The sequence below is a fragment of the Mycobacterium sp. genome, assembly GCF_035633495.1.
Classification (GTDB): domain Bacteria; phylum Actinomycetota; class Actinomycetes; order Mycobacteriales; family Mycobacteriaceae; genus Mycobacterium.
This window is the reverse complement of the sequence record NZ_DASQEU010000053.1, coordinates 1-19485: the sequence shown is the minus strand read 5'-3', so window position 1 is coordinate 19485 and position 19485 is coordinate 1. Positions and strand designations below refer to the sequence as shown.

Below are 19485 nucleotides of genomic sequence, written 5' to 3'. Positions count from 1 at the left end.
GGAGAACACTGCGGTCCCGGCGATGGCACGACGTCGGGTTCGGTGAACGTTGCCGGGGGGCGAGGACTATGGGACTTCCTTACCGACGGATTGCTGCGATGGTGTGGAGGGAACCGGTGGTGGCGGCGGGCGCCGCGGAGAGTCAGGCGCCAGGGAATGTCGACGGCGTTGGATCCAGCGGCGGAGCTCGTCGGCGCCCCACACCAGGAACGGGAACGGCAGGACGAGGCACACCTGGTCGAGAGTCAAAGCGGCCGTGCCGAATACGGGATGCAGGAACGGCACGTAGACCAGCGCGGCGGCGAGCACCAACTCGATGCCGATCGCACCAAACAGCAACCGGTTGGTGAAGAATCCCACGCTGCGCAGCGACGCGCGTTCGGTCCGCGCCGCGAACGCCGTCCCGACCTGGCACGCGACGATGCCGAGCCACGCGACCGTCGTCGCCTGCTGATAAACGTGGTGCAGCGGGCTACCGGGACTGGTGTCGGCGTGCGGAGTCCAGCCGCCCCGGACGAGCACGACGAAGAAGCCCGCCAGCACCAGGGCCGCGGAGATGAGACCGAGGAAGCCCCACGCCCGCGCCAGCAGCGCCGGACGAATGATGCCCTCGGTCTTGGGCCGCGGCGGCCGGTCCATCAGGCCGGGCTCGGCCGGTTCGCGGCTCAGCGCCAGCGCGGGCAGGGTGTCGGTGATGAGATCGATGGCCAGCAGCTGCATCACGGTCAGCGGAAGCGGAACCGCGCCACCCGCGACGGCGAACAGCAGGAACGGAACCACCTCGGGCACCGCGTGGGTGAAGATGTAGAGGATGAACCGGCGCACGTTGTCGTAGACGCGGCGGCCCTCCTCGACGGCGTCGATGATGGTGGCGAAGTCGTCGTCGGTCAGTACCATCGTCGCAGCCTGACGCGCGACCTCCGTGCCCGAACGGCCCATCGCGACACCGATGTCGGCGGCGCGCAACGCGGGCGCGTCGTTGACCCCGTCGCCAGTCATCGCGACCACTTCGCCGAGCGCGCGCAGGGCGTCGGCGATGCGGAGCTTGGCCTCGGGGGAGCTGCGCGCGAAGACGATCTCCGAGCCCTGGTTCAGCACCCCGTCGAGCTGTTCGTCGCTCATGGCGTCGAGCTCGGCCGACGAGATGGTGCGCAATCCGGCAGGACCCGTGCCGATTCCGACCTGACGGGCGATCTCGGCGGCGGTGGTGCCGTTGTCCCCGGTGACGACGAGCACCTTGATTCCCGCCCGATGGGCCCGGGCGATGGCCGCGGCAGCCTCGGGGCGGGGCGGGTCGAGCAGGGCGACGATGCCCAGCAGGCACAACGCCTGTTCGGCGGCGCCCCGCTCCGTGGGCAGGGGCGCGCCGTCGTCGAGGCGGCGGTGGGCGAAGGCCAGCACCCGTAGACCCTTCTGCTCGTATTCGTCTATGGCAGAGGCGATCTCGGTGCGGTCGACGTCGTTCAGCGGTCGGCTGTCGCCCGGCGCGACCGCGAGCTCGGTGCAGAGCGGCAGCACGGCCTCCGGCGCACCCTTGGTGTCGACCCAGGTGCCACCGCTTTGCTGATCGACGTCGATGGTGCTCATCAAACGCAGCCGTGGGTCGAACCGGAACAGGGCCCGACGTACCGCGCGATCATCGGAAAGCCCCATGGCCGTGGTCAATTCGACCAGCGCCACCTCCGTCGGATCCCCGGTGACACTCCCCGCGTCCGCCGTGGAGCAGCGCGTCGCGACGGTGGCCAGCGCCGCGGCCAGGGCAGCTGGGGGCCCGGACGACCCACTCGACCACGATAGCTGACCGCTCGCACTGCAATCGGCTGAGCCGGCGGCCGTCCACAACCCGGTGACCTGCATTCGGTTCTGCGTCAGGGTGCCCGTCTTGTCCGTGCAGATGACAGTGGTGGAGCCCAGCGTTTCGACGGCGGAGAGACGTTTGACGACCGCACCCCGGCGGGCCAGGGTCTGCACACCGGCTGCCAAGGCCAGCGTGATCGACGGCAGCAGGCCCTCGGGCACATTGGCCACCAGCATGCCGATGGCGAAGCTGATGGCAGCGCCCACCGTGAGCCCGGCCAGTAGGCCCAGCGGCAGGAATGCCAGCGCCGCCACGACGGCAACCAGGGCGATCAGCTTGGCGACCTTCTTGACCTGCTGCTCGAGCGGGCTGCTGTCGCTGCGGACGCGTTCGGTGAGCGCGGCGATGCGGCCGATCTCGGTGTGCATGCCCGTCGCGGTGACGATCGCACGCGCCTCACCGCCCACGCAGGCGCTGCCGCTGAACAGCATGTTCTCGGACTGAATCAGCGCGACGGTCGGATCCGATGGCCCCGTGGTGCGGGTGGCGGGCTGCGATTCGCCGGTCAGCGAGGACATGTCGACCTCGACCGACCCGGTGATGAGGCGCGCGTCGGCGCTGACCCGGTCACCCTCCTCGACGATCAGGACGTCGCCGCGAACCAGGTCGGTGGCGTCGACCTCCCGCCGGACCCCGTCGCGCAGCACCCCGGCGTGCGAGGGCAGGTAGGCGGCCAGCGCCTCGACGGCGTGTTCGGCGTGCTGCTCCTGGAAGAAGGCGAACACCGCATTGAGCAGGATCACCGCCGTGATCGCGGCACCCAGCACCGGGCTGCCGCTGACCACGGCGAGCACCGCCGCGGCGACAAGGAGCAGCGCCAGCGGATGCACGAACTGGGCCAACAGGTCCCGCGGCCACTGCTTCTTGCCGCGTCGCGCCAGCGCGTTGGGCCCGTAGACCGTCAGCCGCCGGGCCGCCTCCCGGTCGGTGATGCCTTTGGCCGACGACCGGAGGTCCCGAAACAGCAGGTCGAGTCGTCGACTGGGATCGGACTCGGCCGCGTTATCGGGGCTGACCTGAATCACGTTTTGCACGAGGGTGTTTGGATGAGTGACGTGAGCATTGCGGTCCGACCAGGCGAGACAAACGACGGAGCGCACGGGACGGAGCCGTTGCTCCTGGAACCCAGCAGCGGACAGCTGGCTCATACCGGACTCGCTGACGATCTCAGCAGCCAAGACGCTACACTCCGGACGGCTCTGCCGAGAGCGTCCGCCCGGCTTTGGCAAGCCTTGGATTGCTGGCTGACCGGCGCGAAAAGTAATACCCTCCGACACCGTGAGCCCAAGTCAGGACAACAACGTCGACGCCACGGATGGTCAGTCGCCCACATCGGCGACCCATCCCGCCGAGCCACACGGCACGGGCGTGGCCTCGAAGCTGAACTGGTTGCGCGCCGGTGTTCTGGGCGCCAACGACGGGATCGTCTCCGTGGCCGGCCTAGTGGTCGGCGTGGCCGCGGCCACCAGCGAGCGAGGACCGATCATGACGGCGGGCATCGCGGGCCTGGTCGCCGGTGCGGTGTCGATGGCACTCGGCGAGTACGTCTCGGTCAGCACCCAGCGCGACACCGAGAAGGCCCTGCTCGCCAAGGAGCGTCGCGAACTCGAGGAGGCACCGGCCGACGAACTCGCCGAGCTGACCGCGATCTACGAGGGCAAGGGGCTCACCCCGTCCACCGCCCGACTGGTCGCCGACGAACTGACCGCGCACGACGACTTCGCGGCCCACGTGGACGCCGAACTCGGCATCGACCCCGACGACCTCACCAACCCGTGGCAGGCGTCCCTGTCGTCGGCCGTCTCCTTCACCGTCGGAGCGTTGCTCCCGCTGATCGCGATCGTCGCCCTTCCCCCCGCCGTCCGGATCCCCATCACCTTCGTGACCGTGTTGATCGCGTTGGCTCTCACCGGCACCGTCAGCGCGCGCCTCGGCGGCGCCAGTGCCACCCGTGCCGTCCTTCGCGTCACCATCGGCGGAGCGATCGCGATGATCGTCACCTACGCGATAGGGCAGGCGCTCGGAGTCGCGGGCGTTTGACTTTGGGCTCCAACGGGAGTGCACTGAAAGACGCAGAGAACATGCCGGTCTGGAACCGTGAACGTCGCCCCGTGGCCACGGTCGCGTAAGTATCTCGCTTACCGCATCCAGAGTCTCACTCCGCGACCCCCGACAGCGCGCTCGCCGCAGCCTTGGGATCGCGAAAATGCTCGGAAGAGTTCGCTTGATGACACACATGCTCGGCGTCGAGTCCGAAGTTGGTCAACTGCGCCAAGCCATCGTTCACCGGCCAGGGCTGGAGCTGACGCGCCTGACCCCGTCCAACTGCGACGAGCTGCTGTTCGACGACGTCCTGTGGGCGGACAGGGCCCGCGAGGAGCACGACACCTTCACCCAGACGCTTCGGGATCAGGGCGTCACCGTGCACCACTTCGCCGAGCTGTTCGCCCAGACCCTCGACGTGCCTGCGGCGAAAGCGTTTGTGCTGGAGCGTGTCTGCAACGTTCACCGACTGGGCCCGACCCTGACCGCCTCCGTGCGTGCGCTCGCCGAGGACGTCGACACCACGACCCTCGCCGACCTGCTGATCGGCGGCATCACCAAGTCAGATCTCTCGCCGCTGCACGCCCGAAGCCTGCTGTGGCAGAGCCTGGCCCTCGACGACTTCGTGCTCGCCCCCGTGCCGAACACGCTGTTCCAGCGTGACAACTCCGCCTGGGTGTACGGCGGCGTGTCGATCAACCCGATGGCGAAGGCCGCCAGGCAACGTGAGTCGATCCACACCCGCGCCGTCTACCACTACCACCCGATGTTCTCGGCGACTGCCTTCCCCATCTTCTACGGCGACGACGACGTCGACCATCAGCCCGCCACGCTGGAGGGCGGCGACATCCACGTCCTCGGCCGCGGCGCCGTCCTGGTCGGCATGGGGGAGCGCACCACCCCGACGGGGGTGGAGATCCTGGCCCGAGAACTGTTCCGGCACAACGCCGCCACCAAGGTCATCGCCGTCCAGCTGCCCAAGTCTCGCGCGTTCATGCACCTCGACACGGTGCTCACCATGATCGACACGGCCATGTTCGTCCGGTATCCCGACCTCGATCCGGCCCACCTGCGCACGTGGGTCATCACCCCCGTCGACCCCGAAGAGGTCGCCGAGCGCGACACCGGTGGACTGCACGTCGAAGAGCGCGACGACCTGTTCGCCACCATCGCCGATGCGCTCGGCGTCGACGAGGTGATCGTGCTGTCCGCCGACGAGGACGCCCGCGCCGCCGAACGCGAGCAATGGGACGACGCCAACAACTTCCTGGCCGTCGCCCCCCGCTTGGTCATCGGCTACGAACGCAACACCGTCACCAATCGCATGCTCGAACAACACGGCGTCAAGGTGCTGCCCATCCCCGGCAGTGAACTTGGCCGGGCCCGAGGCGGCTCCCGCTGCATGACCTGCCCCATTCAACGCGACGGGATCTGAACTGTGACGACATCGCTGACGTCGAGGCGACACCCGGGCTCCCTGCTCAAGGAACTCGACCTGGACAAGGGCACCTTCTTGGCGCTGCTAGATCTGGCGCGAGACCTCAAGCGCGCCAAGGCGCAAGGGACCGAGACACCGACGCTTGTCGGCAAGAACATCGCACTCATCTTCGAGAAGGCCTCCACCCGCACCCTGTGCGCGTTCGAGGTGGCCGCCTACGAACAGGGCGCCCACGTCACCTACCGCGGTCCCAGCGGCTCGCACATCGGCAGCAGCGAATCCATCGCCGACACCGCCAGGGTTCTGGGCCGCATGTTCGACGGCATCGAGTTCCGTGGCTTCGCCCAGTCCAGCGTCGAGCAGTTGGCCGACAACGCAAACATTCCCGTCTGGAACGGCCTCACCACCGAATGGCATCCCACCCAGATGCTGGCCGACGTTCTGACGATGACCGAACACCACGACGGGCCACTGGAGGAGATCTCCTACTGTTTCCTGGGCGACGGCCGCAACAACGTCGCCCGCTCACTACTGGTCACCGGTGCACTGCTGGGCATGGACGTCCGTATCGCCGCACCGCAGGAGCTGTGGCCACCCGAGGACGTCATCCTCGCCGCGCACTACCTGGCGACCGAAAGTGGCGCCCGCATCCTCGTCACCGACGAGGTCGACCGCGCGGTGGAGGGCGTGAACTTCGTCTACACCGACGTGTGGGTCAGCATGGGCGAGTCCGACGAGGACTGGGAGACAAGGGTTCCCGAACTGCTGCCCTTCCGCGTCACCGAGGCGCTGATGAAGTCGACGGGCAGGCAGGACACCCAGTTCATGCACTGCCTGCCGTCGCTGCACAACACCGACACCGAACTCGGGGCACGCCTGTACTCCCGATTCGGGCTGGAGGGGGCCGAAGTCACCAACGACGTCTTCGAGTCGCCCCAGTCGCTGGTTTTCGACCAGGCCGAGAATCGGCTGCACACCATCAAGGCCGTCCTGGTCAACGCCTTCGCCGGCGGCTGACGTGCGGATCGTAGTGGCGCTGGGCGGTAACGCTCTGCTGCAGCGCGGGGAGAAGCCGGACGCGGGAATCCAGCTGTCGCACGTTCACGCAGCCGCGCACGTGCTCGCTCCGCTGGCCAAGGACCACGATCTGCTGGTCTGCAACGGCAACGGCAACGCCCCGCAGGTCGGCATGCTCGCACCGGAGAGCGCAAACGACCGGGACTTGACCCACTCCTATCCGTTGGACGATCTGGTCGCCGAGACGCAGGGACCGCCGTCACCAGGGGCGGCAGACATCGTCTTACCGCGTAAGTCGACTACTACGAAGGGATCAGCAACATGAAGGCATTGGTTTATCACGGACCAGGGGAGCGCTCCTGGGAAGACGTGCCCGACGCCACCATCCAACAACCCTCGGACGCCATCGTCCGAGTCGACGCGGTCACCATCTGCGGCAGCGATCTGCACATCCTCAAGGGTGACGTGCCGGAGGTCACTCCTGGCCGCATCCTCGGCCATGAAGCCGTCGGCACGGTGACCGAGATCGGTTCGGGGGTAGCACGACTCGCGGTTGGTGACCGGGTTCTGGTGTCGTGCATCACGTCCTGCGGCAGTTGTCGATACTGCCGCGAGGGCATCTACGGGCAGTGCCTCAACGGCGGTGGCTGGGTTCTGGGCCACCTCATCGACGGCACGCAGGCCGAGTACGTCCGGGTGCCGTTCGCCGACAACTCGACGCACAAGATTCCCGACGGCGTCACCGACGAGCAGATGATCGTTCTCGCCGACATCCTGCCCACCGCGTACGAGGTGGGCGTGCTCAACGGCAGGGTTCGTCCCGCCGACGTCGTCGCCATCATCGGCGCAGGCCCCATCGGGCTCGCCGCGATCATGACGTCCAGGCTCTACAGCCCGAGTCACGTCGTGGCGATCGACATCGCCGACTCGCGACTCGAGGCCGCCCGCAAGTTCGGGGCCGACATCGTGATCAACAGCAGCCGTGACGATCCCGCGACCGTGATCGGTGAACTCACCGGCGGCTTGGGAGCCGACGTGACCATGGAGGCCGTCGGGCTGCCGGAGTCCTTCGAGCAGGCAGTGAAGCTGGTCCGCCCGGGTGGGCACGTCGCCAACATCGGGGTACACGGTGCCCCGGCCACGCTGCATCTCGAGGACATCTGGATCAAGGATTTGACGATCACCACGGGTCTGGTCGACACGTCGTCGACGCCGACGCTGATCGGACTGGTGGCCAGCCAACAGCTCGACACCTCACCGATGATCACCCATCGCTTCAACCTCGACGAGTTCGAGGAGGCCTACGACGTGTTCGGCCGAGCCGCCGAAACGGGTGCACTCAAGGTCTTCCTCACCGCGTCGACATAGGTGCGACCGCACCTCGTCGGTCCATACCGTGAAGGACTTCGGGCCCTACTGCTCGTGGCGCGTACCTGGTGCGATGGCGGGATGAACGCCGCCGCCGATCACGCCACGAGCAGGAAGTCGCTGTCGCGAGCGGTCGTACTCGGAGCGTTGGCGGCGGGCTGCGCTGGAGTCGTTGCAGCAGTGACGATTTCACCCAGCGCAGAGGCAGACACGAACGACCCGACGACTCAGGCGATGGCCGAGTACATCGTCGAGTACGGGCCGAAATTCGTGTGCTCCGCCATTGACGGCGTCCCCACGCTGGACGGGGTCTCCACGGTGGTCACCGCAGTGGCCGGCGATGGGTGGACGTCGTCACAGGCAGTCAGGATCGTCCAAGTCTCGGTGGACTTCTACTGCGCCGGGCACGATCAGCTCCTGCTGAGCTACCTTTCGGCGTCCACGCCGCCGCCTTTGCCGGAAATCCTCACGGCAACTTAGCCGGTGGGCACAAGATGGCTTAGCGCCCAGGGCTGTTCACTCTCAAACCTAGCGGCGGAAGATGAAGCAGCGTAGCGTCGAGGCGCTGAGTCCTTCAGACAGTTCGGAATGAGTTTGGCCGTCCGCCGCCCGACTCGATGAGCGTCAGCTCGCGCCGCACACCGATGTCGACCCGAGACGGGGCGACCATGTGAAGACTCCACGTATTTCCTCCGACCAATCGCCGATCAAGGCTGACTGGTCCGTATCTCACCTACTTCACAGCGCAGAAGGAGTTCAGTTCCGATGGCACAGCTAGAGACGGCCCCAACACCGACCGCGAACGGCAACGCAGCGGCCTCCGATCAACGCAAGAACGACGGCGGCAAGATCACCATCGCCGAGACCGTGGTGCAGAAGATCGCCGGCATCGCGTGCCGCGAGATCAATGGCGTACACGCGATGGGCGGCACTACCGGACGCACCTTCGGCGCGATCCGTGAGGCCATGCCGGGCGCACTGGGAGCTCCGAACGTCTCCCAGGGCGTAGGCGTACAGGTCGGCGAAACACAAGCCGCGATCGACCTCGAGATCGTCGTGGAGTACGGGGTGAGCATCGCCGATCTCGGTAAGAGCATCCAGCGCAACGTGAAGCAGGCCGTCGAGCGGATGACGGGCTTGGAGGTCGTCGAGGTGAACATCAGCGTCGACGACGTCCATCTGCCCGAGGAGCACACCGAGACGGCCACGCCGCCTCCCGTTCCCCCCTCCCTGGCGTGACGTGAGCGGTCCAGGCATCGCACTGGTCGAGGGCATCGACGTCGATGCCCTCGCGGCCGCCGTCCGATCCTGCCCGGCCGTGGACGATCTGGACCGTGGCGCACTCGGCAGCATCGCGACCTACCTCCCGGGTCGGCAGCTCGCGGGGATCCGAATCGAGCAGTACCGGGTCAGCATTCAGGTTCGCGTGGTGTGGGACGTACCCGTCGGCGAGTTGGGCGTGCAAGTCCGCAGGGCCGTAGCCCCCTTCGTCGGTGGGCGCGCCGTCGACATCGTCGTCGCCGCGGTCTCGGACCCCACCGCGCGAGACATCGCCACGCGACAACCTGCCTTGTCCGCGTCCGACCCGCGGCCCGCCGCACCGATGGCGCCGAGCACCAGCTCGCTCGGCCCAACCGAACCGGTGAGCCACTGGAGCTCGGATCGATCGTGGTCGATGCTCACCTCGGCGGGCGCGGCCCCGTATCTCGCCTGGCGCGGCGTCTCGTCCACCGTCTCCCGTGGCATCACCACAGCCGAAAGACGTTGAGACAATGATGACTCGCACCACCTTGGGCATCGTCATCGGGTTGAGCCTCGGGCTGGCACTTGCGTTCGGTAGCTTCGGCCAGATGCTTGTCGTCGCCCTGTGCGGCGCCATCGGCTTCGTGGTAGCCAAGGTCCTCGACGGGGACGTCGACCTCAGTCGATTCGCCTCGACGCGGCGCGACCGCTGATGGCAACCAAGGCCCCTCCTGCGCCATCGGTGGACCGCAATGCGCTGGGCACCATCACCATTCACGATTCCGTGGTCGCCAAGATCGCCGCCCGCGCCGCATGGGAGGTCCCCGACGTTGGCGCGGCCGCCCCCCGCCTCGTCGGGAAGTCGTTGACCGCAGCCCACCTGCTTGGGGGACGCTCGACGACACTTGCCGACTTGCCGAGGGCCTCCGCGCGGGTCGATGGCGGCGTGGTCGTCGTCGAGTTGTCCATCAGCGTGCGATGGCCGTCCTCGATTCCAGCCGTCACGCGCGCCGTCCGGCGACGAGTGCTCGAACGGATCGTCGTACTCACCGGACTGCGCGTGGCTGAAGTCACCATCGAGGTGGCCGATCTGGTCACCGACGTCGCACCGCAGCCGCGGGTCCACTAGAACTGAGAGGACGGCCTCGTGCGTTTGATCAACCGGCCACTCGGCGCCCTTCTCGGAGTCGCGATCGCCGCCGCGGGTGTGCTGGTGGTCGTCGAGGTCGCCGCCGACCGTCTCATCGGTAGACCCGTTGTCGTTCAATGGCATCGGATCTACGACTGGGCCGAGCACACCAACTGGACCCAGGGTAGCGTCCGGGCCGGTTCGGTCCTGATCGCCATCCTGGGCATCGTCCTGCTGCTGGCCGAGTTACGACGCGACGCGCCCCGGCGATATCCGGTCTCAGGTGAACTCACCGATGCGGCCTTCACCCGTCACGGCATCGAAGCGGCCATCCGCTGCGCCGTCACCGACGTCGATGGCATCGCCGACGCCACCGTCAAGGTGACCCGACGAAACATCACCGTTGCCGCTACGGCCGTGGGACGTCAGCCCGAGACCGCGCAGTCACTGAGCGGACCCGTAGCCGACGCCGCCCGGCACCGGCTGGACGCGCTGGAACTGTGCTCGCCGCCGCCACTGTCGGTGCGGGTCGGCACCCGGAGCCGCTGATGCACGCCGACCGGACCAACCGCGCCCTCCTCATCGTGTTCGCCGTCCTGCTCGTCTCCATCGGACTCGTCGGCGCACTCAACGGGTTTGGTGCGTTCGGTGTCTCCGCCGAACACGCCCCCCTGTTCGCCAATCCGGTCGGCCTCTACGTCGGCCGCCACGGCGTGTGGCTGTGGCCGGTCATCGCCGCGGCCGCAGGGGTGGTAGCACTGCTCGCGCTGCGTTGGCTGTCGGTGCTGGTGTTCTCCACCGACCGAGCGGCCGAAATCCAGCTCACCGGGGACCGGTCCGCCGGACGCACCACCGTGGTCCCCGCCGCGCTCACAGAGGCCGTGGCGCAGGAGATCGAAGGCTATCCAGGGGTGCACTCGGCGCGGGCACGACTGATCGGTCAGGACGAGGTCCCACGTCTCGTCATCACGGCCGTTCTCGATCAGGATGCCGACGCGTCCAGGACGCGTCGCCACATCGAAACTTCCGCCGTCGCCCACGCCCGGCAAGCCCTCGAGAACCCGGACCTGCCGGTCATCCTCGACCTCACCGTCACCGCGTCAGCCGGCCGCCGACTGACCGAACCGTTGCACAACTCAGGAACCGGAGCTCATCGATGACCGCATCAACGCCGCCCTACGCGGCAGCCCAAGTCGGAAATGACTGTGGCACAACGATTCCTGAAGTCGATCTGACGGCAGGGGCTGTCGCAAGCCCCGACGAGAGACTGTTCGTTCCCATCGAGGGCGACCTCGACCTCTTCACCACACCCGACCTTACCCAGTGGCTATGTCCGCTAGCCGGTCAAGGATTGCACCTCACGCTGGACCTCTCGGGCCTGGAGTTCCTCGGCGTTGCGGGCCTGCTGCTCTTCGTGCACCTCCACGACGCAGCCGGCGCATCAGGGGGGTCACTGCAGCTGGACTCCGTGCCGGAGTCGACGCGGCGGTTGCTCCGGGTAGTGGGACTCGACGCGCTGCTCGATCGCGCCCCCGCCCCGAGCGCCATCTCGCTGGACGAGGCAACAGACCCAACGGAATCAGTGCCACTCCGTCCGTCCAATACCTTTAGGAAGCCGCCGCTCCCGACATCGTTGGCGTCGCAGTAACAGGTAAGCCGCAGTCCGCCGAATCAGCCCAACGGGAGTGCCCTCGTGGATCGTTCGATTCAATCGCCATCGATCATCGTCGGTATCGACGGCTCCAAAAGTGCTATCCGCGCCGCACTTTGGGCCGTCGACGAAGCAGTGCATCGCGACATCCCGCTGCGACTGGTGCACGTCATCGACGCGGCTGCACACGGCAGCGCGGACGCCTCGCGACACGACCGCGGGTATGCCGCCGCCTCCCGTGCTGCGCACACCGCCTGGCGCGCTGTCGAAGCCACGGGGAAACCAGTGAAGATCGAGATGGAGATTCTGCGGGGCGACCCGGTGGCCGAAATGGTTGAGGCATCCCGCCACGCTCCACTGATCTGCCTCGGATCAAGGGGACGCCACGAGCACTCCGGACGGCACCGGGGGGCAACGGCGACGAGGGTAGCCGAAACCGCGATGTGTTCAGCGGCCATCATCCGGCACCGCTGCGCTCCTGAAGCGCAAGCCGACGACGGCCGGATCGTCGCCGTGCTGGACGAGTCACCAGCCTCGTTGGCCGTGCTGCAGACCGCCATCGACGAGGCGAGATTGCGCAACACCCCCGTGCTGGTGATGACCCCGTGGCCGGCGGGACAAGACGAAGGCCGGCATGAGCATGATGACGATGACCTTCGCGCCATGCTCGACCGCCACCTCGAAGCCTCAGAACGCGGAGATGCAGTACCCAGGATGAGCGCGCGGCCGATGCCCGAAAATGTGCGTAAGGCGTTGTTGCAGCACGCGGACATCGATCGGCTGGTCGTCGTCGGCAAGAGCGCCCCAGGTCTGGCGGCCGAACTCATCGGACCGATGGGCCGCTCGAAATTTCGCAAGACGTCCTGCTCGGTGCTCGTCGTGCGCTGACTGCACACCGGGGAACCAAGGACGGGCACGACACCGACCGCGGCTACCCGCCGCCCGCATGGGTGACCGTGCCACCGTGGCTGAAACGGGCGGCCCGGCGCTGGATTCGGTGCTCGCGGCCCCGCTTCCGGCTCAGATGTCCGGGCAGGTGGATCGGGTCGGCGTAGAACATCTTCTTGGTGACCTCGACGAGGATCAGGTAGGCGATGGTGAACAGGATGAGCGCGCCGAAGAACTGCCACGGCAGCGCGGTGAAACCCAGAGTCCGAGCCAGCGGCGACAGGGTGAGCGCGATGCCGACGGCGATCACCGCGAAGGTCGTCATGGTGATCACGCCGCCGGGCCTGCTGCGGAAGAACGGCACGCGACGGGTGCGGATGGCGAAGATGATGAGAGTCTGAGTGGCAAGCGATTCCACGAACCAGCCGGTGCGGAACTCCACCGGGCCGGCGTGGAGCACCCCCAGCATCAACCCGAAGGTCATGAAGTCGAACAGCGAGCTGATCGGACCGAACGTCAGCATGAAGCGGCGGATGAATGCGATGTTCCAGTGCGACGGCGCGTGCAACTGCTCCGCGTCGACGTTGTCGGTGGGAATCGCGAGCTGGGAGCCGTCGTAGAGCAGGTTGTTCAACAGGATCTGGCCGGGCAGCATCGGCAGGAACGAGAGCACGGCCGAGGCCGCTGCGGCACTGAACATGTTGCCGAAGTTGCTCGAGGTGCCCATCAGCACGTACTTGATGGTGTTGGCGAAGATGCGCCGGCCCTCGGCCACCCCGGCCGCGAGCACGCCGAGGTCCTTTTCGAGCAGCACGACGTCGGCGGCGTCCTTGGCGACGTCGGTGGCGGTGTCGACCGAGATGCCGACGTCGGCCGCGTGCAGGGCCAGCGCGTCGTTGACGCCGTCGCCGAGGAATCCGACCGAACGGCCGGTGCGACGCAGTGAGACGATCAGCCGCGCCTTCTGTTCGGGTGAGATGCGCGCGAAGATGGTGTGGTTCTGCGCTGCGGCGTCGAAGGCTGCGTCGTCGAGCGGATCCATCTCGGAGCCGGTGATGGTGCCCTTGGACGTCAAACCCAATTCAGCACAGACCTTTTCGGCGACCTGCGGATTGTCTCCAGTGGCCACCTTGACCTCGATGCCCAGGGTAGCCAACTGCGACAGGGAGTCTCGGGCCGCCGTCTTCGGCTCGTCGGCGAAGATCAGGAAGCCGTCGAGCCGCAGACCCGCCTCGTCCTCGGCGGTGATGGTGGTCAGCCCGGGCGCCGGCGTGCTGGCGACCGCGACGACGCGCCTGCCGTCGGCGAACAGCGCAGCCAGCGTCTGCTGCGCGATCGGCGGGACCGCATCGCACTTGGCCAGTACCTGCTCGGGTGCGCCCTTGACCACCAAGAGGCGGGTGCCACCGTCGTCGACCACGCAGGACATGGCCCTGCGGGTGTGGTCGAAGGGCAGCGTGGCGATCCGGCGAATCGTGCCCGCCGTCAGACGCCCGGCGTCGGAGGACTCCCACAGCGCGGCATCCATCGGGTTCGCGCTGACGGCGCCGGAGGCCGCATCGACACCGGTGGCCAGCAAGCCGGACCGCAGTACCGATTCCGCGGTCGTGCCGGCAGGGTCGACGGCACCGACCAGGGTGATGCGGCCCTCGGTCAGGGTGCCGGTCTTGTCGGTGACCAGCACGTCGATGTCGCCGAGATCCTCGATGCATACCAGGCGTTTGACGAGCACCTTGAGCTTGGCCAGCCGCCGCGACCCGGTCGCCAGGCTGGAACTGACCACGGCGGGCAACAGCTGCGGCGTGATCCCCACCGCGATCGCCAAGGCGAACAACACCGAATCGATGACCGGCCGGCGCAGCATCAGGTTGGTGACCAGGATCAGCGTCGTCAGCGTCATCGCCACCCACAGCAGCAGGTAGGAGAATCGGCGCAGGCCGGCCTGGAATTCGGTCTCCGGCTGACGCTCGCCGAGGCCGGCGGCGATGCCGCCGAACTGGGTGTCCACACCCGTCGCATACACCACCCCCACCCCGTCGCCGGCGCTGACGATGGTGCCCATGAATGCCAGGTCGGTGGAATCGGTCAGGCCCGCATCGGCTTTCACCGGTTGAGTCGACTTCTCCGAGGCGGTCGACTCACCCGACAGGATGCCCTCGTTACACTCCAGGCTGTCGACGTCGATGAGCCGGATGTCGGCGGGCACGGTCTCACCCAGTGCCAGCTGGACCACGTCGCCGGGCACCAGGTCGATGACATCGACCTTGGCGAAATTCCCTTCGCGCCTTACCACCGCGCTGTGGCGCAAGCTCGCATGGAGTGCGGCCGAGGCCCGTTCCGCGCGATACTCGTTGAAGAAACCCAGGCCGACGCTGGCCGCCAGGATGACGCCGATGATGACCGCCTGCGTGTTGTCGCCCAGGAAGAACGAGACGACGGCGGTGCCCGCCAGCAGCAGCAGCACGGCACTGCGCAACTGGCGACCCAACACCGCGATCGCGCTGACCCGATGGGTGCGAAGGGCATTTTTGCCGTGACGCTGCAACCGGACTGCTGCCTCCGCGTCCGTGAGTCCCTCGGTTGAGCTATCCAGCCACTGCAGCACCTCGTCGAGCGGAGCCGAGGCGACCCGTCCTGCGGTCAGCGGCGCCGGAGTGAGCGGGTGCGGTCCGGCGGCGACCGCAGGAGTGGGGGTGTTCAACGCGCGCCACAGCTGTCAGCTCGCGGGGTGGGGTGAGCTCATTTGGTTACGGACCATGTGGTGCACCAGGATCGGTACGAAGGCCTGCACCGGTGCATTCACGAACTGCTCGGCGGCCTCCTGGCACCACTGCGCGATCTCGGCGGTGCGTGCGCTGTCGCCGCGCCCCTCATGGCTATCCAACTGGGCTGCCACCTCGGTCACCGAGTTCGCCGCAGCATGATCTGCCTCGCTGCTCGGCGGCTTCCCGTCGCCGGCGTTCTTCGACGCCGCGTCCATCTCGCCTCGCGCCACCTGTTCGGTGGCGTCGGGTGGGATGACCAGGAAGCAGATGCGGCGACCGTCGCCACCGATCAGGATGACGGTGGCCGGTTGGTCGCACGAGAAGCCCTGCAATTCGACTGTTGCGTCGGCGATCTGCATCTGCGGCGGCGCCGGCTTCCAGGCGCTGAGGTGGTAGCCCACCATCTTGACCGCACCCAAACGGTCGGACAACGCGTCGATCAGGGACGGAAGCTCGGCAGTCAACTGGGTTGATCGTGGCCACCAGGCTCCGTCCAGATAGGGCGAGGCCGCCGGGCTGGGCTTGAGCGCCAGCCGCGGCTCGTTTCCGGCGGCGACGTCCCCTAAACTGACTCTCGGATCGGCTGTCATCAGATGATTCCCTTCTGGTCGGCGGGTTTTGAGCGAACCGCGCTTGGCGACCGTCATATGTATGACGACGCTCGAACCGAATACCGACGTTTACCCGTACACTACTTGGGCGACATGACCGCAGCGGGGGGATGCGATGAACACCACGCGCTGGAGCCGCCAGAGGGTCGACCCAGCGCGCTCGCTGCCCCGGTCACTGGCGCAATATTCTGTGCCAGTATCTGGTCGGCCGGGAGATGGGTCCGCCCCGGGCATATTTCGCGGCGAGTGGGACGTGGCCTGCTGCGAGCGTGGATATCGGTGGCGGCGTAGCGGCTGATCGTCGAGATCGCACGAGCCAGACCACGTGTGTCACCGCGCCTGATTGACACGCGCCGACGGCCTGATCGACGTGTGGTATGACGAGAAGTGTTGGTGTGCAGTCGAACTGTCGCGATCGCCGTCTTGAGGCCGCGGCGGTGCCCGGTCGCCGGGTCGGTCCGGGCGAACCCGTTCTCGAGGTCGGTGAACATCAACTCGCTGCGGGTCTCGGGGGCGTCGTCGGCGGTGTCGCGCAGATACATGTTGGGCAGCGACAGCTTGGCGATCGTCCGCCACGCCTTGCCGTATTGGAGCAGGAACGGCGCCGTGGTGTAGGGCAGGTCGTACTTGTCGCACACTGCCCTCACGCGCACCGCAATCTCCCGAAGCCGGTTGCTCGGCAGATCGGGGTAGAGATGGTGTTCGATCTGGAAGCACAGGTTGCCACTCATGAACCGCAGCGCGGGGCCGGCGTCGAAGTTGGCGCTGCCCAGCATCTGCCGCAGATACCACTGCCCCGGCGTCTCACCCACCATCTCGGTTTCGGTGAACTTCTCCGCTCCGTCGGGGAAGTGGCCGCAGAAGATGACCGCGTTGGCCCAGACGTTGCGAAGCACGTTGGCCAGGATGTTGGCGGTCAGCGTCGAGGAATACGTCGCTGCCGGTGACAGCGAGGTCAACGCCGGGAACGCGAGGTAGTCCTTGACAACCTGCCGACCCGTCTTGATCCCGAACTCGCGTATCTGCGCGAGGGCGACGGCGCGGGCTTCGCGGCCCCGCAAGATCGTGTCGAACTCCAAGGGCTGCAGGCCGATTCCCCACTCGAACCCCAGCGCGAGAACGGTATTGAACAGCAGGTTGCCGAGGTTGTAGGGCTTCCAGGGCTGGTCGCGGGTGACGCGCAGAATGCTGTAGCCCACGTCGGTGTCCACGCCGAGTATGTTGGTGTATTTGTGGTGCCGGACGTTGTGGGTGTACCGCCAGTGCTTGGAGGCGCTGGTCATGTCCCATTCCCACGTGGCGGAGTGGATCTCGGGATCGTTCATCCAGTCCCACTGGCCGTGCATGACGTTGTGGGCGATCTCCATGTTCTCGACGATCTTGGCCACACCCAGAGTCACCGTGCCGGCCCACCATGCCGATCGGCGTGAGCTGGCAGCCAGCATCAACCGGCCTGCCACCTCGAGTGCGCGTTGGGCGGCGATGGCACGGCGGATGTAGCAGGCGTCGCTCTCGCCCCGCTTGTCTTCGAAGTCTCGACGCACCGCATCCAGCTCGACGGCCAGGCTCTCGATGTCGGCGCTTGTCAGGTGAACGAACGCCGCAACGTCAGTGATTGCCATGGGTCCTCGGTGGCGCCAGGCAGCGCTTCGTCGACCGCTGCGGCGCTACCTCGATGACGTGGTGCGGCGCCCCGTCGTTGCCGGCCCGGCAGCCTCGGCGGCCGCGCATGACACGGATCGCGCTGGAAGGCATGTTTTTTCGCTGCGCTATCGGCGAGCCCGGCGAACCGTATGTTGCAGGTGGGGCAGGATTCATACATCGATCGCGAGCACTCCGTTGTCGTCGGCGTCCAGCTCGCGCGTTGTCGGTGAGCGCCAACGGCCTCTTCAGGAGCGGATTGTCGTAGAGGTGGAGCTGGCCTACGGACAGATAATTCGCTGCGCGCCAGTACGCGTCCATCCTATGGAGCAATTCCGGTTCCAGCGTGCGGTTGCCCGCCATGGGGTGACGGTTGCTCGTTCGTGTCACGAAGCCGAGTCCGTCAGCAGCCTGATGAGCTGGCGTTCATCGAGTGCGGTCCAGGCGCCACGTGTCGGCGGCCAGTGCACGGGGTCGTCTTCGAGTCCGGCGGCCGCCGCCGGGTGGGGCACGCTCGGGGCTGCCTCCAACGCCGGATTCACCTGAGGGCCGCGCACCGCGCGGCGCATCAGCCAATAGCTCCACCCGGTCAAGGTCACGAGCATCAGTGCGGCGATCACGGCCGGCTCGCCGTCGCCGGAGCGCCATTGGCTACGACGGCAGCGTGTTCCGGGATGGGGATCGGTGGCTGCGAGTGTGGCTCAGGCGCAGTGGCGGCGGCGCCCTCGCGAGCCAGGAATGCGCCCAGTTCGGCGATGGTCGACATCAACGGAGCCGGGAACACGACGGTCGTGTTCTTGTCGACGCCGAGTTCGACGAGGGTCTGCAGGTTCCGCAACTGCAGCGCCAGGGGGTGGGCCATCATGGTGTCCGAGGCATCACCGAGCGCCGCCGCGGCGAGCGACTCGCCTTCGGCGTTGATGATCTTCGCGCGCTTCTCCCTTTCGGCCTCCGCTTGGCGTGCCATCGCCCGTTTCATGCTGTCGGGCAGCTGGATGTCCTTGAGCTCGACCAAGGTGACCTGCACACCCCATTCGATGGTGGTGACGTCGAGGATGTCCTGGATGTCGAGGTTGATCTTGTCGGTCTCTGACAACGTCTCGTCCAGGGTGTGCTGGCCGACGACCTTGCGCAGCGTGGTTTGGGCGATCTGGTCGATCGCCGCGTGTACGTTTTCGATGGCGACGACCGACTTCACCGCGTCGACAACCTTGAAGTAGGCGACCGCGGAGACGTCGACACTGACGTTGTCGCGGGTGATGATGCCTTGGGACTGGATCGGCATCGTCACGATGCGCAGCGAAATCCTGTGCAGCACATCGGCGAACGGGATGATGAGGCGTAGACCTGGTTGGCGTTCCCCGATCACGCGCCCCAGCCGGAACAACACGCCGTTCTCATACTGTTTGACGATGCGGACCGACATCGCGAAGGTCAGTAAGACCAGCATGACGAGGACGAAGACGACGACGGTCAGCGCTCTCATGGCCGTACGCCCGCCGGTGTGCCGAGCCGCTGCGGGGGAGACGATCGAGTTGAGAACCGTTGTGGAACATTCATGGTGATCCCGATGTGCGAGACGATCACCGGCACGTCGGGACTCGGAGCCGATGCTCCTCGAGTTCCGCGGCTGACAGCTGAACTCGTCCCCAACCAGTTGAGATTCTCAACAACCTCGACGTTACACCGGTTCGTTGAGCACGGGCCGTGTCCGCGGGAGGTGTAGCGTCACCGATGTTGAGGATCTCAACCAGTCCGGATGAGGGCGGCCGCCTGCCGCTGCTCTCGCAGGGCAACCGCCCGTAGCCGAACGCTTCGGTGACCGCTGCACGCC

At 67.0% G+C, this 19485-nt stretch carries 19 protein-coding genes and 2 pseudogenes; 14 read left to right on the top strand and 7 right to left on the bottom strand.

What is annotated here, in order from left to right:
* Nucleotides 1-66: 66 nt before the first annotated feature.
* Nucleotides 67-2883: a cation-translocating P-type ATPase gene (locus VET27_RS08045; RefSeq protein ID WP_526516840.1), complete on the bottom strand. Its 2817-nt coding sequence runs from the start codon at nt 2881-2883 to the stop codon at nt 67-69.
* Between the two features lie 343 nt (nt 2884-3226).
* Here VET27_RS08045 and VET27_RS08040 point away from each other — a divergent pair, with 343 nt between their 5' ends.
* The 14 genes from VET27_RS08040 to VET27_RS07975 all read left to right on the top strand — a co-directional run bounded on the left by VET27_RS08040 (nt 3227) and on the right by VET27_RS07975 (nt 12634).
* Nucleotides 3227-3898 carry a VIT1/CCC1 transporter family protein gene (locus VET27_RS08040; protein ID WP_526516877.1) on the top strand — a complete coding sequence of 224 codons (672 nt, stop codon included), beginning with the start codon at nt 3227-3229 and terminating at the stop codon, nt 3896-3898.
* 187 nt (nt 3899-4085) lie between these two features.
* Nucleotides 4086-5336: an arginine deiminase gene (locus VET27_RS08035; RefSeq protein WP_526516838.1), complete on the top strand. Its 1251-nt coding sequence runs from the start codon at nt 4086-4088 to the stop codon at nt 5334-5336.
* Nucleotides 5337-5339: 3 nt separating this feature from the next.
* A complete protein-coding gene (argF, locus tag VET27_RS08030; RefSeq protein ID WP_526516836.1) occupies nt 5340-6356 on the top strand; it encodes an ornithine carbamoyltransferase in 1017 nt (338 codons plus the stop codon).
* A 1-nt stretch (nt 6357) separates the two neighbouring features.
* Nucleotides 6358-6681: a hypothetical protein gene (locus VET27_RS08025; RefSeq protein ID WP_526516834.1), complete on the top strand. Its 324-nt coding sequence runs from the start codon at nt 6358-6360 to the stop codon at nt 6679-6681.
* Complete coding sequence (locus tag VET27_RS08020) at nt 6678-7724, top strand: zinc-dependent alcohol dehydrogenase family protein (RefSeq protein ID WP_526516832.1); 1047 nt, start codon at nt 6678-6680, stop codon at nt 7722-7724. The genes VET27_RS08025 and VET27_RS08020 overlap by 4 nt, the downstream gene beginning before the upstream one ends.
* A gap of 81 nt (nt 7725-7805) precedes the next feature.
* Nucleotides 7806-8204 carry a hypothetical protein gene (locus VET27_RS08015; RefSeq protein ID WP_526516830.1) on the top strand — a complete coding sequence of 133 codons (399 nt, stop codon included), beginning with the start codon at nt 7806-7808 and terminating at the stop codon, nt 8202-8204.
* Nucleotides 8205-8489: 285 nt separating this feature from the next.
* On the top strand, nt 8490-8963 hold the full coding sequence (locus VET27_RS08010) for an Asp23/Gls24 family envelope stress response protein (protein WP_526516828.1): 474 nt from the start codon (nt 8490-8492) through the stop codon (nt 8961-8963).
* Between the two features lies 1 nt (nt 8964).
* Nucleotides 8965-9492, top strand: a complete 528-nt coding sequence (locus VET27_RS08005; RefSeq protein WP_526516826.1) for a hypothetical protein — start codon at nt 8965-8967, stop codon at nt 9490-9492.
* A 7-nt stretch (nt 9493-9499) separates the two neighbouring features.
* Nucleotides 9500-9679, top strand: coding sequence for a hypothetical protein (locus VET27_RS08000; protein WP_526516824.1), 180 nt, complete (start codon nt 9500-9502; stop codon nt 9677-9679).
* On the top strand, nt 9679-10095 hold the full coding sequence (locus VET27_RS07995) for an Asp23/Gls24 family envelope stress response protein (RefSeq protein WP_526516822.1): 417 nt from the start codon (nt 9679-9681) through the stop codon (nt 10093-10095). The genes VET27_RS08000 and VET27_RS07995 overlap by 1 nt, the downstream gene beginning before the upstream one ends.
* Before the next feature lie 18 nt (nt 10096-10113).
* A complete protein-coding gene (locus VET27_RS07990; protein WP_526516820.1) occupies nt 10114-10644 on the top strand; it encodes a DUF6286 domain-containing protein in 531 nt (176 codons plus the stop codon).
* Nucleotides 10644-11255: an alkaline shock response membrane anchor protein AmaP gene (gene amaP / locus VET27_RS07985; RefSeq protein ID WP_526516818.1), complete on the top strand. Its 612-nt coding sequence runs from the start codon at nt 10644-10646 to the stop codon at nt 11253-11255. The genes VET27_RS07990 and amaP overlap by 1 nt, the downstream gene beginning before the upstream one ends.
* The gene (locus tag VET27_RS07980) at nt 11252-11743 is read left to right on the top strand and encodes an STAS domain-containing protein (protein ID WP_526516816.1); all 492 of its coding nucleotides are present in this window, start codon (nt 11252-11254) and stop codon (nt 11741-11743) included. The genes amaP and VET27_RS07980 overlap by 4 nt, the downstream gene beginning before the upstream one ends.
* A 45-nt stretch (nt 11744-11788) precedes the next feature.
* Entirely contained in the window at nt 11789-12634 is an 846-nt protein-coding gene (locus tag VET27_RS07975) for a universal stress protein (RefSeq protein ID WP_526516814.1), read from the top strand.
* A gap of 43 nt (nt 12635-12677) precedes the next feature.
* On the opposite strand, the gene mgtA is transcribed toward VET27_RS07975, so the two are convergent.
* The 6 genes and pseudogenes from mgtA to VET27_RS07945 form a co-directional block, all read right to left on the bottom strand.
* Nucleotides 12678-15335, bottom strand: coding sequence for a magnesium-translocating P-type ATPase (mgtA, locus tag VET27_RS07970; protein ID WP_526516812.1), 2658 nt, complete (start codon nt 15333-15335; stop codon nt 12678-12680).
* A 15-nt stretch (nt 15336-15350) separates the two neighbouring features.
* Nucleotides 15351-15989, bottom strand: coding sequence for a DUF5994 family protein (locus tag VET27_RS07965; RefSeq protein WP_526516810.1), 639 nt, complete (start codon nt 15987-15989; stop codon nt 15351-15353).
* Between the two features lie 401 nt (nt 15990-16390).
* Nucleotides 16391-17632, bottom strand: a pseudogene (locus tag VET27_RS07960) (fatty acid desaturase family protein); the annotation flags it as partial.
* Nucleotides 17633-17888: 256 nt separating this feature from the next.
* Nucleotides 17889-18014 (bottom strand): annotated as a pseudogene (locus VET27_RS07955) (phosphoketolase family protein); the annotation flags it as partial.
* Between the two features lie 23 nt (nt 18015-18037).
* On the bottom strand, nt 18038-18271 hold the full coding sequence (locus tag VET27_RS07950; RefSeq protein WP_526516808.1) for a hypothetical protein: 234 nt from the start codon (nt 18269-18271) through the stop codon (nt 18038-18040).
* Nucleotides 18268-19137, bottom strand: a complete 870-nt coding sequence (locus tag VET27_RS07945; RefSeq protein ID WP_526516806.1) for a slipin family protein — start codon at nt 19135-19137, stop codon at nt 18268-18270. Before VET27_RS07945 ends, VET27_RS07950 begins: the two co-directional genes overlap by 4 nt.
* Between the last annotated feature and the right edge of the window lie 348 nt (nt 19138-19485).

Bases quoted from the DNA above. Each gene is read 5' to 3' on its own strand.
- VET27_RS08035 (WP_526516838.1), top strand. From the start codon at position 4,086: ATGACACACATGCTCGGCGTCGAGTCCGAAGTTGGTCAACTGCGCCAA.
- VET27_RS08020 (WP_526516832.1), top strand. From the start codon at position 6,678: ATGAAGGCATTGGTTTATCACGGACCAGGGGAGCGCTCCTGGGAAGAC.
- VET27_RS08015 (WP_526516830.1), top strand. From the start codon at position 7,806: ATGAACGCCGCCGCCGATCACGCCACGAGCAGGAAGTCGCTGTCGCGA.
- VET27_RS08010 (WP_526516828.1), top strand. From the start codon at position 8,490: ATGGCACAGCTAGAGACGGCCCCAACACCGACCGCGAACGGCAACGCA.
- VET27_RS08000 (WP_526516824.1), top strand. From the start codon at position 9,500: ATGACTCGCACCACCTTGGGCATCGTCATCGGGTTGAGCCTCGGGCTG.
- VET27_RS07995 (WP_526516822.1), top strand. From the start codon at position 9,679: ATGGCAACCAAGGCCCCTCCTGCGCCATCGGTGGACCGCAATGCGCTG.
- amaP (WP_526516818.1), top strand. From the start codon at position 10,644: ATGCACGCCGACCGGACCAACCGCGCCCTCCTCATCGTGTTCGCCGTC.
- VET27_RS07980 (WP_526516816.1), top strand. From the start codon at position 11,252: ATGACCGCATCAACGCCGCCCTACGCGGCAGCCCAAGTCGGAAATGAC.
- VET27_RS07965 (WP_526516810.1), bottom strand. From the start codon at position 15,989: ATGACAGCCGATCCGAGAGTCAGTTTAGGGGACGTCGCCGCCGGAAAC.
- VET27_RS07945 (WP_526516806.1), bottom strand. From the start codon at position 19,137: ATGAGAGCGCTGACCGTCGTCGTCTTCGTCCTCGTCATGCTGGTCTTA.